At 68.2% G+C, this 15,299-nt stretch carries 15 protein-coding genes; 3 read left to right on the forward strand and 12 right to left on the reverse strand.

What is annotated here, in order from left to right:
* Positions 1 to 15 precede the first annotated feature (15 nt).
* Genes AC1HFW_RS29365 through AC1HFW_RS29390 form a run of 6 tightly spaced genes read right to left on the reverse strand, consistent with a single transcriptional unit; the run spans position 16 to position 5,516 of the window.
* On the reverse strand, positions 16 to 780 hold the full coding sequence (locus AC1HFW_RS29365; protein WP_198485514.1) for a fumarylacetoacetate hydrolase family protein: 765 nt from the start codon (positions 778 to 780) through the stop codon (positions 16 to 18).
* Between the two features lie 11 nt (positions 781 to 791).
* Positions 792 to 1,214 carry a nuclear transport factor 2 family protein gene (locus AC1HFW_RS29370; RefSeq protein WP_479286176.1) on the reverse strand — a complete coding sequence of 141 codons (423 nt, stop codon included), beginning with the start codon at positions 1,212 to 1,214 and terminating at the stop codon, positions 792 to 794.
* On the reverse strand, positions 1,211 to 2,368 hold the full coding sequence (locus AC1HFW_RS29375; protein WP_479286177.1) for an alpha-hydroxy acid oxidase: 1,158 nt from the start codon (positions 2,366 to 2,368) through the stop codon (positions 1,211 to 1,213). Before AC1HFW_RS29375 ends, AC1HFW_RS29370 begins: the two co-directional genes overlap by 4 nt.
* A gap of 22 nt (positions 2,369 to 2,390) precedes the next feature.
* Positions 2,391 to 3,371, reverse strand: coding sequence for a Bug family tripartite tricarboxylate transporter substrate binding protein (locus AC1HFW_RS29380; RefSeq protein WP_479286179.1), 981 nt, complete (start codon positions 3,369 to 3,371; stop codon positions 2,391 to 2,393).
* A gap of 23 nt (positions 3,372 to 3,394) precedes the next feature.
* Positions 3,395 to 4,270, reverse strand: coding sequence for a TauD/TfdA dioxygenase family protein (locus AC1HFW_RS29385; RefSeq protein ID WP_479286181.1), 876 nt, complete (start codon positions 4,268 to 4,270; stop codon positions 3,395 to 3,397).
* Between the two features lie 58 nt (positions 4,271 to 4,328).
* Complete coding sequence (locus AC1HFW_RS29390) at positions 4,329 to 5,516, reverse strand: iron-containing alcohol dehydrogenase family protein (RefSeq protein ID WP_479286182.1); 1,188 nt, start codon at positions 5,514 to 5,516, stop codon at positions 4,329 to 4,331.
* A gap of 86 nt (positions 5,517 to 5,602) precedes the next feature.
* Here AC1HFW_RS29390 and AC1HFW_RS29395 point away from each other — a divergent pair, with 86 nt between their 5' ends.
* Entirely contained in the window at positions 5,603 to 6,508 is a 906-nt protein-coding gene (locus AC1HFW_RS29395) for a LysR family transcriptional regulator (protein ID WP_006393082.1), read from the forward strand.
* A 27-nt stretch (positions 6,509 to 6,535) separates the two neighbouring features.
* On the opposite strand, the gene purU is transcribed toward AC1HFW_RS29395, so the two are convergent.
* The 6 genes from purU to AC1HFW_RS29425 form a co-directional block, all read right to left on the reverse strand.
* The gene (gene purU / locus AC1HFW_RS29400) at positions 6,536 to 7,390 is read right to left on the reverse strand and encodes a formyltetrahydrofolate deformylase (protein WP_006393083.1); all 855 of its coding nucleotides are present in this window, start codon (positions 7,388 to 7,390) and stop codon (positions 6,536 to 6,538) included.
* A 3-nt stretch (positions 7,391 to 7,393) separates the two neighbouring features.
* On the reverse strand, positions 7,394 to 8,530 hold the full coding sequence (locus tag AC1HFW_RS29405; RefSeq protein ID WP_479286185.1) for an NAD(P)/FAD-dependent oxidoreductase: 1,137 nt from the start codon (positions 8,528 to 8,530) through the stop codon (positions 7,394 to 7,396).
* Positions 8,527 to 9,051, reverse strand: a complete 525-nt coding sequence (locus AC1HFW_RS29410; RefSeq protein ID WP_479286186.1) for a flavin reductase family protein — start codon at positions 9,049 to 9,051, stop codon at positions 8,527 to 8,529. The genes AC1HFW_RS29405 and AC1HFW_RS29410 overlap by 4 nt, the downstream gene beginning before the upstream one ends.
* A 45-nt stretch (positions 9,052 to 9,096) precedes the next feature.
* Complete coding sequence (pdxH, locus tag AC1HFW_RS29415; RefSeq protein WP_479286188.1) at positions 9,097 to 9,726, reverse strand: pyridoxamine 5'-phosphate oxidase; 630 nt, start codon at positions 9,724 to 9,726, stop codon at positions 9,097 to 9,099.
* 151 nt (positions 9,727 to 9,877) lie between these two features.
* A complete protein-coding gene (locus AC1HFW_RS29420; protein WP_061072352.1) occupies positions 9,878 to 10,531 on the reverse strand; it encodes a gamma-glutamylcyclotransferase in 654 nt (217 codons plus the stop codon).
* Between the two features lie 2 nt (positions 10,532 to 10,533).
* Positions 10,534 to 11,742 (reverse strand): MFS transporter, encoded by a 1,209-nt coding sequence (locus AC1HFW_RS29425; protein ID WP_479286191.1) that lies wholly within the window; start codon positions 11,740 to 11,742, stop codon positions 10,534 to 10,536.
* A 407-nt stretch (positions 11,743 to 12,149) separates the two neighbouring features.
* Here AC1HFW_RS29425 and AC1HFW_RS29430 point away from each other — a divergent pair, with 407 nt between their 5' ends.
* Both AC1HFW_RS29430 and AC1HFW_RS29435 read left to right on the forward strand, forming a co-directional pair.
* Positions 12,150 to 13,334: an efflux RND transporter periplasmic adaptor subunit gene (locus tag AC1HFW_RS29430; protein WP_061072351.1), complete on the forward strand. Its 1,185-nt coding sequence runs from the start codon at positions 12,150 to 12,152 to the stop codon at positions 13,332 to 13,334.
* Position 13,335: 1 nt separating this feature from the next.
* Positions 13,336 to 15,294, forward strand: coding sequence for a MacB family efflux pump subunit (locus tag AC1HFW_RS29435; protein ID WP_035361257.1), 1,959 nt, complete (start codon positions 13,336 to 13,338; stop codon positions 15,292 to 15,294).
* The last annotated feature ends 5 nt before the right edge of the window (positions 15,295 to 15,299 follow it).

Here is a 15,299-nt window from a genome sequence, read left to right on the forward strand (position 1 = left end):
GCGGCCCGCCCGGGATCAGTCCGGCAGCCGCACGAAGCGGTTGCTCAGCGTGCCCAGCCCGGTCAGCGTCACGTCGACCACGTCGCCGTCGCGCAGGTCCGGCGAATGGCCGTCGGTGCCCATCCAGAGAATGTCGCCGGGCTGCAGGGTGAGATAGCGGCTCATCGTGCTGATGAAGGTGTCGACGCCGAACAGCATGTCGGCGGTGCCGAAGCGGGTGCTCTCGCGGCCGTTGACGCTGACCACCGTCTCCATGCGCGCCAGGTCCGGATCGGTCTCGATCCAGGGGCCCATCGGCTTGAAGGTATCGGTGTTCTTGGAGCGCCAGAAGGTGCGGTCGGACGCCTGCCAATCGCGCGCGCTGACGTCGTTGCCGATGGTGTAGCCGAGGATGCCGGCGCGCACCTCGTCGGGCCGCACGTGCTTCATGCGCTTGCCGATGACCACCACCAGCTCGCCCTCGTAGTGCACGCGGGTGGCGTCGGCCGGCATCAGCACGTCCTGCCCGTGCGCCCGCAGCGCGTTGTTGGCGCGGTAGCCGACGTCGGGCTGGGCGGGGATGTTCTTGCCCTCGGTGCCGATGTGCTGGACGTAGTTCAGGCCGACGCAATAGAAGGTCGGCGGGATCACCGGCACCTCGATCCGCACGTCGGCCAGGCGCAGCGATTCGTTGCGCCTTTCATGGCCGTTGAACGGGTCGCCGCGCACCGGCGTGACGCGGTCGTCGTCGAGGATGCCGTAGAACGTCTGGCCGTCGTGGGTGCAGCGTATCCATTTCATGGTGGGTTCCTTCAGGCCGCCTGGGCGGAAAAACCGGGATCGTCGTTGGCCATGCGGGTGATGAGCCATGCGCCGTCGTGGTGCGCCAGTTCGATGTGAGTGGTGCGGATGGTATCGATGCCCGTCAACGGCGCGGGGCCGGACAGCGCCGCGCCGCTGTCGTGCCGCACCACCAGCATGTAGGCGCGCATCGCGCAGCGGTCCGCGCTCCAGGCGTGCGCCGCCAGGTTGCAGATCAGGTGGTGGATGCGCTGGGTCGGGGAGCGGCGCGCCAGCGCCGCCAGCACGGCGTCGCGGCCGGCCAGCGTCTGGCCCTGGCGCAGCCAGACGCCGTCGGGGGCGAGGCGCCGCACCAGGTCGTCGTAGCGGTTCTCGTCCAGGTCGCGGAAAAACGCCATGACCTGGTTGTGGCACAGCGACAGGGGATCGCTCATGGGGATATCGTCCTCAGCATGGTTTCATCGATGGCGGCCAGCGTGTCGGCGCCGCACAGTTGCATGGTGCGCGCCAGTTCGTCGCGCAATATCTCCAGCGCCTTGCAGGCGCCGGGGTGGCCTCCCGCCAGCACGCCGTAGAGCGTGGCGCGGCCGGTCAACACGCCCGCCGCGCCCAGCGCCAGCGCCTTGAAGATGTCGCTGCCGCGCCGCACGCCGCCGTCCAGCAGCACCGGCACCCGGCCGCGCGCGGCGGCGATCACTTCCGGCAAGGCGGCCAGCGTTGCGATGCCGGTGTCGAGCTGCCGGCCGCCGTGGTTGGAGACGACCAGCGCGTCGGCGCCGATGCCGACGATGGCGTCCACGTCGAGGGCATTGACCACGCCCTTGACGATGAGCTTGCCTTGCCAGCCGTCGCGCAGCCGCGCCAGGTCGTCGAGCCTGAACGCCGGATCGTAGTTGCGGCCGGCGACGGACTTCATCGCCTTGCGGTCCGCGGCGACCGGCGCCAGGCCCGCCAGGCTGGGCATGGCCGGCGGACGCCGCAGCAGCATGTCCAGCGACCAGGCGGGCTTGCGCGCGAACTGGAAGAAGTTGCGCGGATTGATCTTCATGGGGAACGCCAGCCCGTGCGCCAGGTCGCGTTCGCGCTTGCCGCCCACCGGCAGGTCCACCGTGATCATCAGCGCCTCATAGCCGGCGGCGGCGGCGCGCCGGATCAGGTCCGCGAGCCGGGCCTTGTTCTGCAGGATGTAGGCCTGGAACCAGAGCCGGCCGGGCGCGCGGTCGGCGATCTCCTCGATAGACGCGGTGGCGGACGTGGACAGGGCGTAGGGAATGCCGGCCTGCGCCGCGGCGCGCGCCAGCGCCACGTCGCCGCCACGCCAGCCGAAGCCGACCGCGCCGGTGGGGGCGATGGCGCAGGGCAGGGCGGCGGGCGCGCCGAGCAGCGGCCCGGCCGGGTCGACCCGCGAGACATCCCGCAGCACCCGCGGCGACAGCCGCAGGCGCTGGAACGCGCCGACGTTCTCGCGCAGCGTGATCTCGTCTTCGGCGCCGCCGTCGAAAAAGTCGAACACCGGCCGCGGCAGGCGCGCCCGGGCCGCGGCGCGCAGGCGCTCGATGGAATAGCAATCGTCCAGCCGGGCGCTCATTGCATGTTGCTCCGGTGGGCCATCATTCGCCTTTGACATTGCCTTTCTTGATCACGTCGGCCCAGCGTTTGCGGTCCTGCACCAGGAACTGGCTGAACTGCTGCGACGTGCCGCCGTCGGCCAGGGCGCCGAGCGAGGCGAGCTGCTGCCGCACGGCCGGATCGGCCAGGGCCTCGTTGGCGGCCTGGTTCAGCTTGTCGACGATGGCCTTGGGCGTGGCGGGCGGCGCCAGCATGCCGACCCAGGTGGCGGCCTCGTCGAAGCCGGGATAGCCCAGGCTTTCGAGCGTCGGCACGCCGGGAAAGTCGGGCTGCGGTTCGCGCGTGCCGATGGCCAGCACGCGCAACTGCTTCTGCGCCACGTAGTTGGCGATGCCGACGCTGGGATAGAACATGAACGAAATGCGCCCCGCCAGCATTTCCTGCAGGGCCGGCCCGTTACCCTTGAAGGGCACGTGCATCATGCGCGCGCCGGTCATGTTCGACAGCATCTCGGCCGTCAGGTGGGCCGACCCGCCGATGCCCGACGAGCCGAAGGTGAGTTTGTCCGGGCTGGCCTTGGCCGCGGCCACCAGCTCCTGCATGGTCTTGTAGGGCGAGCCGTAGCTCGTCACCACCACCATCGGCAGCTTGGCGAAATTGCCGACGGGGGTGAAGTCCTTGACGGCGTCATAGTTGTAGCGCTCGGGGTACAGCAGCGGATTCACGTTCAGGGTGAGCGAGGTCACCAGCACCTTGTAGCCGTCCGGTTCCGACCGCATCACGTCGTTGGCGGCGATGGATGCGCTGGCGCCCGGCTTGTTCTCCACCACGATCGAGGCCTTCAGGCTCTCGGACATGCGCTTGGCCAGGATGCGGGCGATCACGTCGGTCGGTCCGCCGGCCGCGTAGCCGACCTCCATGCGGATCGGCCGCGACGGATAGTCGTCGGCCAGGGCGGGCGCGGCGGCGCCCGCGCCGATCAGCGCGGCGCAGAGCAGGTTGGTCCATTTTCTTGTGTTCATGATGTCTCCTCCTTGTGTTGGTATCAGTATTGGTCGGGGAAGTACCGGTCCGCCATGACCTGGCAGCGCTTGATCAGGCGCGGCTCGTCGGGGCGGTAGTCGGCCACCGCGTTATGGATGGTCCCCATGTTGTCCCACATCAGCACATCGCCTTCCTGCCACTGGTGGCGATAGCGGTACTTCTCCTGCAACTGGTGCTGGAACAAAAAGTCCAGCACCTCGGCGCTGCGCGCCTCGGGCAATTCGTTGATCCGCACGGAATATCCGGGGTTGGCGTACAGCACCTTGCGGCCCGTGATCGGGTGCGTCAGGAACACCGGGTGCGACACCGGCGGCTTGCGGCGCTTCTGTTCTTCCGTCAGCGGCGGGCGGGTACTGCCTTTTTCGCGCCGCATCATCTCCCAGAACTTGTTGAAGTCGTGGGTGATGGTCATGCCATCCAATTCGTCCTTCAAGGCTTGCGGCAGGTCGTCATAGGCGGCGTGCATGTTCGAGAACTCGGTGTTGCCCAGCGACTTGCCGTCGCGCACCGGGATGCGGATGCCGTACAGCACGTTGCTGAAGGCGATGGTGCGGCTGTAGGACATGTCGGTGTGCCAGTCCTGGCCGGCGTCGCTCAGGCCCACGGGCTTGCCGTTTTCCACCATGTTCGACAGGATCATCACTTCCGGCAGGCCGGGCTCGAAGTACATGTTGGCGACGTTCACTTCCAGCGTGCCGAAGCGCTCGGCGAACGCCTTCAGGTGCGGCGCCTCCAGGGCCTGTCGCGGGAAGCTGACCACGCCATGCCGGCCCAGCGCGGCCTCGATGGCGCGGTAGTCGGCCTCGGTCAAAGGGAGGGCCAGGTCGATATCCAGGATGCGGGCGCCCAACGAGCCCCCGCCAGCAACGATCTTCATGATGTCTCCGTTCTCGGGATGGGGAAGGCACGGACGGCCTTCCTGGGATGCCGGCGCGCTAGAACGCGGCCCGCAGAATTGCCAGGACCTCGGTCGCGTCAACGACCGGGCGGGGATTGAGCGCCAGCCCGCGTTCCGTCATCACATCGCGGGCCAGGGGCGCCAACGCGTCGGCTGCCACGCCCAGTTCCGACAACCGCGCCGGCATGGCGTGGCGCCGCTGGATGTCGCGCACCCAGGCCGACAGCGTGGCGTGGGGCCGTCGCGCCCGCTGGTTGACCGCGTCGAGCGCGGGCCGCAATGCGTCGGCCGCCACCGCTTCGTTGAAGGCCAGCGCATGCGGCAGGATCGCGCTGTTGACCGCGCCGTGCGACAGCCGCTGGCGCGATGCCACGACGTGGCAGATGGCGTGATGCAGGCAGCTGCGCGCCATCGACAGGGCCAGCCCGGCCAGGTGCGCCGCCTGCAGGATCGCGGCGCGCGCGTCGTGGCCGGCGAGGCTGTCGCCGTCGAGGGCGGCGTCGAACAGCCGGATCGCCTGCACGGCGATGCAATCGGACACGGGCGAACGGCCGCGCGAATACAGGGCCTCCAGCGCATGGGCGATGCCGTTCATGGCGCTGTCGCGCAGCAGCGCGACGGGCTGGTCCTCGCTCAGGCGCGGATCGATCAGCAGGGTCGCCGCCGCCACCCGGCGGTTCCAGAACATCAGCTTGTGGCCGTCTTCACGGCGCACGCCGAACGACGACGTGGCTTCCGCGCCCGAGGCGGTGGTGGGGATGCCGATGATGGGCAGCTGCAGGCGGACGCGTCGCGGGATGCGCACCGTGGACGGCGGCTCGAAGGTGGTGACGTGATCGGCCAGGCGGCCGCCTTCGGCCAGCAGCAGGGCCAGGGCCTTGGCGGTATCGGCCACGCTGCCGCCGCCAATGGCGATCAGGCTGTCCGCGCCGAATGCCCGCACTTTTTCGGCCATTGTTTCCACAACGTCGACACTGGAGTGCCGCGGAACCGCCGGGAGCCGCAGGTGATCGAGCCCGTTCCAACAGGCGGACAGCGCTTCGAAGGCGGCGGATCGCGCCATCGCGTCCTGCGCCAGGATCGCCGGCCGGAAACAGCCAAGCGCGTCGAGTTCTTTTAATATCAAGGCCGACACGCCATCGCCGAAACAGACATGGGTACCGAACAGGTGATAGTCGAAAGCGGCGGCGCTGGCGGCGGCAGCGGGAGGACGGTCTTGGCTCATGCGGCCAGTATAGAGACGCCGGTTGCCCTGAAAAATCACCAAACAAGGAAATCGTTTTTTCCTTTTTGGAAACACACGGATCGGGAATGAACGTTATCGATTGCCTTGAAGTCTTCGCCGAAGTCGGCAAGAGCCTGAGTTTTTCCAAGGCGGCGGAAAGCCTGGCGTCGAGCCGTTCGGCGGTCACCAAGAAGATCGCCTGGCTCGAAGCGCACTTCGAAGTGCAGCTGCTCAACCGCAATACCAAGCACGTCAGCCTGACCGAAAGCGGCCGGCTGCTGCTGGAAAACGCCGATACGCTGGCGCTGAGCCTGATGAACCTGAAGGAACTGGTGCAGGGGCCGGTGCTGACCGCCAGCGGCCGCATCCGCATCGGCACGCCGCCGTCGTTCGGCACCGTGCACATGGTGCCGGCGATCCAGGATTTCCTGGCGCGCTATCCGGCCATCAAGGTGTCGCTGCTGATCGACGACGGCCGCGGCGACCTGATCGCCGAGAACCTCGACCTGTCCGTGCGCATCGCGCCGCGGCTGAAGGATTCCAACCAGATCGCCTACAAGATCACGCTGGTGCCGCAGGTGGTGGTGGCGACGCGGGACTATCTCGCGCGCCATGGCCGGCCGGAGAAGCCGCAGGACCTGGAGCGGCACAACTGCCTGGTGCACAACCTGAAGGCGCCCACCGGGCAGTGGAGCTTCACCGACGCCCAGTCGAACACCCACGTGGTGCGGGTGGCGGGCTCGTTCAATTCAAACCTGGGCGAAGCGCTGATGAACATGACCAAGCGCGGCGGCGGGGTGTCGATGCACCCGCGCTACATGGTCGAACAGGACATCGCCGACGGGGTGCTGGAAGTGCTGCTGCCGGGCTATGAGCCGCAGGGGCTGGACATCCACGCCGTCGTGCAGACCCGCCGCAACCAGCCCGACAAGGTCAGGCTGATCGTGGAACACCTGCGCAACTGGTTCAAGGACGCCGACTGGACGCGCTGAACGCAGCCCGCCGGCATTGGCGGCGTCCTAGCGGAACACCACGGTCTTGTTGCGGTTGAGCAGGATGCGGTGCTCGACATGGCTGCGCACGGCGCGCGACAGCACCAGCGATTCGATGTCGCTGCCGACCTGGGTCAGGTCCTGCGCCGTCATGGTGTGGTCGACGCGCTCGATGTCCTGGTCGATGATCGGGCCTTCGTCCAGGTCCGAGGTGACGAAGTGGGCGGTGGCGCCGATGATCTTGACGCCGCGCGCATGCGCCTGGTGGTACGGACGGGCGCCCTTGAAGCTGGGCAGGAAGCTGTGGTGGATGTTGATGGCGCGGCCGTTCAGCGCGCGGCACATGTCGGCCGACAGGATCTGCATGTAGCGCGCCAGCACCACCAGGTCGATCTCGTAGCGGTCCACCAGCGCCAGCACCTGCTGTTCCTGTTCGGCCTTGGTGTCGGCCGTGACGGGCAGGTGATGGAACGGGATGCCGTAGGACGCGGCCAGGCTGGCGTAGTCGTTGTGGTTCGAGACGATGGCCGCCACTTCGGCATGCAGCTGGCCGCTGTGCACGCGGAACAGCAGGTCGTTCAGGCAGTGGCCCTGCTTGCTGACCATGATCAGCAGGCGTTCCTTGCGGCGCGCGTCGTGCAGCTGCAGCTCCATGCCGTACTCGGCCGCCATTTCGTCCAGGCGGGCGCGCAGCGCGTCCGGGGCCGTGTCGGCCGGCAGGTCGAAGTGCACCCGCAGGAAGAAGCGGCCGGTCTCTTCGTCGCCGAACTGCTGCGAATCCAGGATGTTGCAGCCCGATTCGAACAACAGGCCGCTGACGCGGAAGACGATGCCGGTGCGGTCGGGGCAGGACAGGGTCAGGATGTAGTCGTTGTGCTGCATGATTCAGTGGGAAGGATGGGAAGAAGCGTCGTCGGCCAGCCGCGCCAGGGTTTCCTCGGCCAGCGCCAGGCTGGAGGTCAGGCCGGGCGATTCTATGCCAAACAGGTTCACCAGGCCGCGCACGCCATGGACGGCGGGGCCGGCGATGACGAAGTCGGCGGCCGGTTCGTGCGGCCCGGAGATCTTGGGGCGGATGCCGGTGTAGCCGGGCGCCAGCGCGTCGTCCGGCAGGGCCGGCCAGTAGCTGCGCACGGCGGCGTAGAAGACCTCGGCGCGGGCCGGGTCGAGGGTGTAGTCCTCGGTGCCGACCCATTCGGTGTCGGGGCCGAACTTGGCCTGGCCGCCCATGTCGAGCGTCAGGTGCACGCCCAGGCCGGCGTGTTGCGGCACCGGATAGATCAGGCGCGAGAACGGTGCGCGCCCGGACAGCGTGAAATAGCTGCCCTTGCACAGGTAATCGGTGGGGATGCTGGCGGCGGGCACGCCGTCGATGCGGCGCGCCAGGGCCGGCGCCTGCAGGCCGGCCGAATTGATCAGCACGTTGCAGCTCAGGCTCATGGCGTCATCGCCGCCGAACTGCAGGTCGAAGCCGCCTTCGGGGCGCACCCGGCCGGACACCAGCGGGGTGTGGAACACGCACTGCGCGCCGGCATTCTCGGCGTCGCCCTGGTAGGCCAGCATCAGCGCGTGGCTGTCGACGATGCCGGTGGAGGGCGACACCAGCGCGGCGGTGCATTGCAGCGCCGGTTCCAGCCGCATGGCGTCCTCGCCGGAAATGAACTGCAGGTCGTCCACGCCGTTGGCGCGGGCGCGCTGCGCGATGCCTTCGAGCTGGGCGGCCTGCTCCGCGCTGGTGGCCACGATCAGCTTGCCCAGCCGCTTGTGCGGAATGCCGCGCTCGGCGCAATAGGCGTACAGCAGGTGCTTGCCGCGCACGCACAGGCGGGCCTTGAGGCTGCCCGCCGGGTAATAGATGCCGGCGTGGATGACTTCGGAATTGCGCGAGCTGGTACCGGTGCCGATGGTCTCGGTGGCCTCGGCCACCAGCACTTCGCGGCCGGACTGGGCCAGGGCGCGGGCGATGGCCAGGCCGACCACGCCGGCGCCGATGACGACGCAATCGATGTCGACGGCGCTCACGTCGTCTTCCTGTCGGCGCGGGCGCCGGCGGGCGTCAGATCGAAACCGCCCGCGTGGAACACCAGCGGCGGTTCGCCGCTATGGCCGCAACGTTCGACTTCTCCGACCATGATGACGTGATCTCCCTCGACATAGCGGCTGCGGTTGTGGCATTCGAACCAGGCGGCGCAATGGCCGTCCAGCATCGGCGTGCCGCCCGGCGCGTGGTGCACGGTCAGGCCGGCGTAGCGGTCGGGCGTCTTGCCGGTGGCGAAACGCCGCGCCAGCGCGATCTGCTCGGCGCTCAGCACGTTGACCACGTAGCGTTGGCACTGCTCGAAGGCGGCCAGCGACGAGGAATTGCGCGACAGGCTCCACAGCACCAGCGGCGGATTCAGGGACACCGAGTTGAACGAACTGACCGTGAGCCCGATGGGTGCGCCATCGAGGTCGGCGGTGGTCACGACCGTGACGCCGGTGGCGTAACGGCCCAGCGCGGTGCGGAAGAAGGCAGCGTCGAAATCAGGGGAGGAGGCTGGCATGCAAGTGATAGATGGGGCGGGCGCCGCGCACGGCGCCCGGCGGCGTCAAGGCGACAGGCGTTCGATCTTCCAGCCCTGGCCGTCGGCGACGTAGCGCAGGCGGTCGTGCAGGCGCGAGGGCCGGCCTTGCCAGAACTCCATCGCGGTGGGCTTGAGGCGGTAGCCGCCCCAGTGCGGCGGGCGCGGCGGCTGGTCGCCGTAGCGGGCGCGGAATTCCTGCTCGCGGGCTTCGAGTTCGGCGCGGGTGATGGGCTGGCTCTGGCGCGAGGCCCAGGCGCCGATGCGCGAACCGGCCGGGCGGCTGTGATAGTAGGCGTCCGATTCCTCGGCAGGCACTTTTTCCACCACGCCCTCGATGCGCACCAGGCGCTCGAGCGGTTGCCAGAAGAACAGCAGGCAGGCGCGCGGCTCGGCCAGCAGGTCGGTGCCCTTGCGCGATTCGTAATTGGTGAAGAACGTGAAGCCGTGCTCGTCGAACCCCTTGATCAGGACGATGCGGGCGCTGGGCTGGCCGTCGGCGTCGACGGTGGCCAGGGTCATGGCATTGGGCTCGGGCACCTTGGCGGCCAGGGCCTCGTCGAACCAGCGGGTGAACTGCTCGAACGGGGAGGCGGCGGCCTCGCTTTCCAGCAGCACGTTCTTTTCGTAGCTTTGACGCAGATCGGAGACAGACATGGGGCGAGTGATTCAGCGTTGATAACAAGCAGTTTATACCGCCGAAGAACCCCACCCCTCATTGACCCCGCGCAGGGCCCGGGCAAGTTTTTGCCCCGCGATGCCCCAGGCGCCTTCCGGCAGGGCCGGGCGCTCTTGCGCCGGGCTGGCGTCAGGCGCCCTCGGGCAGGGTGTGGCTGTCCTGTTCCAGGCGCCGGGCGATGGCGTCCAGGCGGGCGTCGTGGATGCCCGCGGCGCGCAGCGCCTGGGCGGTCTGCACCACGTATTCGGTGCAGGGGCCGTAGCGGCCGGCGGCCCGCCGCACGATGGCGAGCAGCTCGGCGTCGGGCAGGGCGCGGATGTAGGCCGGGTTGTCCCGGTTCATGATGAACACCAGGGCGCGGACCGGGCCGTCCTCGGTGCTGCAGTTGATCCAGCGCGGCAGATAGGCGCCGGTGGACATCTCGCGGTCCCACAGGGCGGGGAAGTAGGTCGGCACCTGGCTGCCCGACAGGCGGTAGACCACGCCGCGGCAGGAGCCGCCGCGATCCAGGCCGAACACCAGGCCGGGGCATTCCGGGGTGCCGCGGTTGACCCGCGACCACAGGCACAGCGCGCGGTGGTGGCCGCGCAGGGTGGCCAGGCGGCGTTCCTCGAAATCGAAATCGGGGCGCCAGATCAGCGATCCGTACCCGTAGACCCAGACATCCTCGCCGTCGCGCCAGTGTTCCAGGGCGGTCCGCAGCGAGGCTTGCCGCTCTTCGGGCGTCCACAGGCGGAATGGCAGGCTGGCGCCGGCCACGGGAGGGGGGGACTGCATGTTCACGACTACGGTTTCCGGTCAGATTCGAGCGGGGGGTTGCGATTGGCCCAGCCTCCGGCCATCAGGGCCACGGAATAGGCCCAGAACAGCGGGGCGACGCCGATAACCGCGCCCAGCGCGCCGAATGTCAGCGGCAGGGAGACCTGCGAGCCGTTGATCAGCGCCATCCGCAGGCCCACCGCTTCGGCGGCGCGGCCCGGCGGCGAATGCTGGTGCAGCAACGACAGCATACTCGGTTGGCAGCATCCCAGCGCAAGCCCCAGGATGAACGACAGCACGATCAGGATGCTAACGTCGGTGAACAGCGGGTAAAGCATGAAGTCGATGGCGGCCGTGGCCATGGCCACCCGCACCAGTGTCCAGGACCGCACGCGGCGCTGGATGAAGGGCAATACCAGGCGGATGATGAACGTTGCCGCTGCGAACGAGGCAAGAATGATGCCGATGGTGGTGGCGGACAGGCCGATGGCGACGCCGAAGATCGGCACCACGAACAGGTGCGTGTCCCAGGCGCCCGACAGGATGGTGTTGACCATCAGGATGCGGCGCAGCGCGGGCACGGCCAGCAATTCGGTGACGCGGCGCCGTTGCGCTTCCTTGGCGCCGGCCAGTTGCGAATCCACCGCGCGCAATTGGTGACGTAGCAAGTACAGACCGCAGGCCGACAGCAGCGGCCCCAGGGTTAGCAGGCCGAAGGCCAGGCGGGTGCCCAGGTTGTCGATCGCCAGCCCGGCGATCAGCGGTCCCGAGAACCCGGAGCCGGCCAATGCCAGCGACATCAGCGAGAAATTGCGCAGGCGCTGGGTCGGTTCGGCGTGGCCCAGCAGATCCTGGGTGGCGACCTGGTGCAGCATGAAGCCGATGCCGATGCAACAGGATGCAACCAACAGGGCGAACTGGGTCTGCGACAGGAACGGCAGCGCGGTGCCGACCGCGACCAGCGTGGTGCCGGTGACCAGCGGGCGGACGATGCCGACCCGGTCGACCCAGCGGCCGGCGCGCACCGAGAACAGCATCGGCAGCACCGCGAACACGGCCACCAGCGTGCCGACCTTGAAGGTCGACAGGCCCATCTGCAGCGCCGTCAGGGACACGGTGATCCGTCCCCCGGTCAGCGCCACGTGGTTCAGCATGGCCAGCACGCACAACAGCGCCGCCCCGGAAAACTCCGGGGCGGCGCTGTTTGAAGAGGGGGAGGGGGGCGAATTGGACACGGATACGGCTTAACTGCATTCATTCTGTCCCTATCGTCGCGCTATGTCGAGGCATCGTTTTTTTGCACCGCCGCAATAGGGTTTGACGAGTGGCGACAAGATAGGCGCCATCTATGGACCAACTGGGATGTGGATGGGGCAAGATGCCATCACGTTCGCGGCACGGGGCATATCTTCTTGCGGCGCAGCAGATGTATCGTCGATGCAACGGAACAATTGTTCCATTGTCCGGCCCAACCCGGCCCGCTTTACCGTTTTTCACCCTTTCGCCACAGATTGGCCATGCTTTGGCGCGCATCGGCGTTTAGGATGGGCGTGCAGTATGGGCAAGCCCGGCCGGCCCGATCCGTATTCAGTTATTCCGAGCGGCGGACCATGTCTCCGTCGCCTCATCCGAACCAGGTTCAATGAAAAAGCCTCGCAGCAAAGTCAAACGCTACGTCCTGATCGCCGTCGTTCTCCTGATCCTCGCCTTTGGCGTCCGCGCCGCCTTTTTCTCTGCGCCGCCGCCGCCCACTTTCGCCGTGGCCGACGTCGTGCGCGGCAACCTCGAAGACAGCGTGCTGGCCAGCGGCACGATGGACGCCATCCAGCGCGTCAGCGTCGGCGCGCAGGCCACCGGCCAGTTGAAATCGCTGAAAGTGGCGCTGGGCGACCGCGTCAGCCGCGGGCAATTGGTCGCCGAAATCGACGACATGACCCAGCAGAACGACCTGCGCAACGCCCAGGCCGCCCTGCAGACCCGCCGCGCCGAGCGCGCCGCCAAGGTCGCCACCCTGAAACAAGCCGAACTGGCCTTCCGCCGCCAGCGCCAGATGCTGGCGGCCGACGCCAGTTCGCGCGAGGCCTATGAAAACGCCGAGGCCACCCTGGGCGTGACGCGCGCCGAGATCGTCGCGCTGGACGCCCAGATCGCCCAGGCCGAGATCGAGGTGGACAAGGCCAAGGTCAACCTGGGCTACACCCGCATCGTCTCGCCCATCGACGGCGTGGTGGTGGCGGTGGTGACCAAGGAAGGCCAGACCGTCAACTCGTTCCAGAGCGCGCCCACCATCATCAAGGTGGCCCAGGTGGCCACCATGACGATCAAGGCGCAGATATCCGAGGCCGACGTCACCCGGGTCAAGCCGGGCCTGCCGGTGTACTTCACCATCCTGGGCGAACCCGACCAGCGCTACCACGCCGAACTGCGCGCGGTGGAGCCGGCGCCGGACTCGATCCAGAAGGACGACGCCACCGCGTCGCTGACCTCCTCCAGCTCCAGCTCGACCAGCGCGGCGGTCTATTACAACGGCCTGTTCGACGTGCCCAACCCGGACGAGAAGCTGCGCATCTCCATGACGGCGCAGGTCTCGATCGTGCTGGGCGAGGCGCGCGACGCCGTGGTGGTGCCGGCCTCGGCGCTGGGCAGGCGCGGCAAGGACGGCCGCTACGAGGTCCGGGTGGTCGGCAAGAACAACCAGACCGAGACCCGCCAGGTCAAGATCGGCATGAACAACAACGTGCAGGCGCAGGTGCTGGAAGGCCTGGAGGTGGGCGAGCGCGTGGTGTCGGCCGATGCCGCGCCGGTGGCCGCCGCAGCGGGACGCTGACATGGCCGAACCGTTGATTTCGCTGTCCGGGGTCCGGCGCGAGTTTCCCGCGGGCGAGCAGACCATCGCCGTCCTCAAGGACATCAACCTGACCATCGAGGCCGGGGAGATGGTGGCCATCGTCGGCGCGTCCGGGTCGGGCAAGTCGACCCTGATGAACATCCTGGGCTGCCTGGACCGCGCCACCAGCGGCGACTACCGCGTCAGCGGCCGCAGCACCGGCGAACTGGACCCGGACGAGCTGGCCGAACTGCGCCGCGAGCATTTCGGTTTCATCTTCCAGCGCTACCACCTGCTGTCCGACCTGACGGCGCAGGGCAACGTCGAAGTGCCGGCCGTCTACGCCGGCAAGCGCCGCGAGGCGCGGCTGGCGCGCGCCGCCGAACTGCTCGAGCGCCTGGGGCTGGGCGAACGCACCGGCCACCGTCCCGGCCAGCTGTCCGGCGGCCAGCAGCAGCGCGTGAGTATCGCCCGCGCGCTGATGAACGGCGGCGACATCATCCTGGCCGACGAGCCGACCGGCGCGCTGGACACGCACACCGGCCAGGAAGTGCTGCGCATCCTGGAAGAACTGAACGCCGCCGGCCACACCATCATCCTGGTCACGCACGACATGAACGTGGCGCGGCACGCGCAGCGCATCATCGAGATCAGCGACGGCGAGATCGTCTCGGACCAGCGCAATCCCGACGCGCCCCGCATCGAGGTGGCGCGCGAAGAAGCCGCGCCGCTGCCGCCGCGGCCGGCCTGGCAGGCCTACCTGGACCGCTGCGGCGAAGCGCTGCGCATGGCGCTGCTGGCCATGAACGCGCACCGCCTGCGCACCTCGCTGACCATGCTGGGCATCATCATCGGCATCGCCGCGGTGGTGTCGGTGGTGGCGCTGGGCGAGGGCTCGCGCCAGAAGATCCTGGAAGACATCAGCGAGATCGGCACCAACACCGTCGAGGTGTTCCCGGGCAAGGACTTCGGCGACGAGAAGGCCGTCAACATCCGCACCCTGGTGCCGGCCGACGCCGAGGCGCTGTCGCGCGAATCCTATGTGGACAGCGTCACGCCCGAGGTCTCCACCAGCAGCACGCTGCGCTACCGCAACGTGGCGGTGAACGGCTCGATCCAGGGCGTGGGCGAGCAGTACTTCCGGGTGCGCGCGGTCAAGCTGGCGCAGGGCAAATTCTTCGACACCACCAGCGTGGCGCGGCGCGCCCAGGAAGTGGTGATCGACGAAAGCACCCGCAAGGCCCTGTTCGGCTCGCACACCGACCCCATCGGCCAGATCGTGTTCCTGGGGGCGATGCCGGCGCGGGTGATCGGCGTCACCAAGAAGAACGACACCGTGTTCGGCAACAACGAAACGCTGAACGTGTGGATTCCCTACACCACGGCGCTGTCGCGCGTGCTGGGGCAGCAGCATCTCAAGAGCATCACGGTGCGCGTCAATGACGCCGCGCCGCCGGCCGCGGCCGAGCAGGCCATCACCAAGGTGCTGCTGCGCCGCCACGTGGTGAAGGACTTCTTCGTCTTCAACACCGACGCGATCCGCAAGACCATCGAGCGCACCACCGCGACCATGACGCTGCTGGTGTCGTTGATCGCGCTGATCTCGCTGATGGTGGGCGGCATCGGCGTCATGAACATCATGCTGGTGTCGGTCACCGAGCGCACCCGCGAGATCGGCGTGCGCATGGCGGTGGGCGCGCGGCGCAGCGACATCATGCAGCAGTTCCTGATCGAGGCGGTGCTGGTCTGCCTGATCGGCGGCGCCGTGGGCATCGCGTTGTCGCTGGGCCTGGGCGTGCTGGTGTCGAAGGCCACCGGCGGCTCGTTCCGCATGATCTATTCGACCACGTCGATGGTGGCGGCGTTCACCTGCTCGACGCTGATCGGCGTGTTGTTCGGCTACTTACCGGCGCGCAACGCGGCGCGCCTGGATCCCGTCGAGGCGCTGGCCCGGGAATGAGGACG

The sequence above is a fragment of the Achromobacter sp. ISS7 genome (assembly GCF_056523125.1).

Bases quoted from the DNA above. Each gene is read 5' to 3' on its own strand.
- pdxH (WP_479286188.1), bottom strand. From the start codon at position 9,726: ATGTCTGTCTCCGATCTGCGTCAAAGCTACGAAAAGAACGTGCTGCTG.
- AC1HFW_RS29365 (WP_198485514.1), bottom strand. From the start codon at position 780: ATGAAATGGATACGCTGCACCCACGACGGCCAGACGTTCTACGGCATC.
- AC1HFW_RS29380 (WP_479286179.1), bottom strand. From the start codon at position 3,371: ATGAACACAAGAAAATGGACCAACCTGCTCTGCGCCGCGCTGATCGGC.
- AC1HFW_RS29395 (WP_006393082.1), top strand. From the start codon at position 5,603: ATGAACGTTATCGATTGCCTTGAAGTCTTCGCCGAAGTCGGCAAGAGC.
- AC1HFW_RS29430 (WP_061072351.1), top strand. From the start codon at position 12,150: ATGAAAAAGCCTCGCAGCAAAGTCAAACGCTACGTCCTGATCGCCGTC.
- AC1HFW_RS29410 (WP_479286186.1), bottom strand. From the start codon at position 9,051: ATGCCAGCCTCCTCCCCTGATTTCGACGCTGCCTTCTTCCGCACCGCG.
- purU (WP_006393083.1), bottom strand. From the start codon at position 7,390: ATGCAGCACAACGACTACATCCTGACCCTGTCCTGCCCCGACCGCACC.
- AC1HFW_RS29435 (WP_035361257.1), top strand. From the start codon at position 13,336: ATGGCCGAACCGTTGATTTCGCTGTCCGGGGTCCGGCGCGAGTTTCCC.
- AC1HFW_RS29390 (WP_479286182.1), bottom strand. From the start codon at position 5,516: ATGAGCCAAGACCGTCCTCCCGCTGCCGCCGCCAGCGCCGCCGCTTTC.
- AC1HFW_RS29375 (WP_479286177.1), bottom strand. From the start codon at position 2,368: ATGAGCGCCCGGCTGGACGATTGCTATTCCATCGAGCGCCTGCGCGCC.
- AC1HFW_RS29370 (WP_479286176.1), bottom strand. From the start codon at position 1,214: ATGAGCGATCCCCTGTCGCTGTGCCACAACCAGGTCATGGCGTTTTTC.
- AC1HFW_RS29385 (WP_479286181.1), bottom strand. From the start codon at position 4,270: ATGAAGATCGTTGCTGGCGGGGGCTCGTTGGGCGCCCGCATCCTGGAT.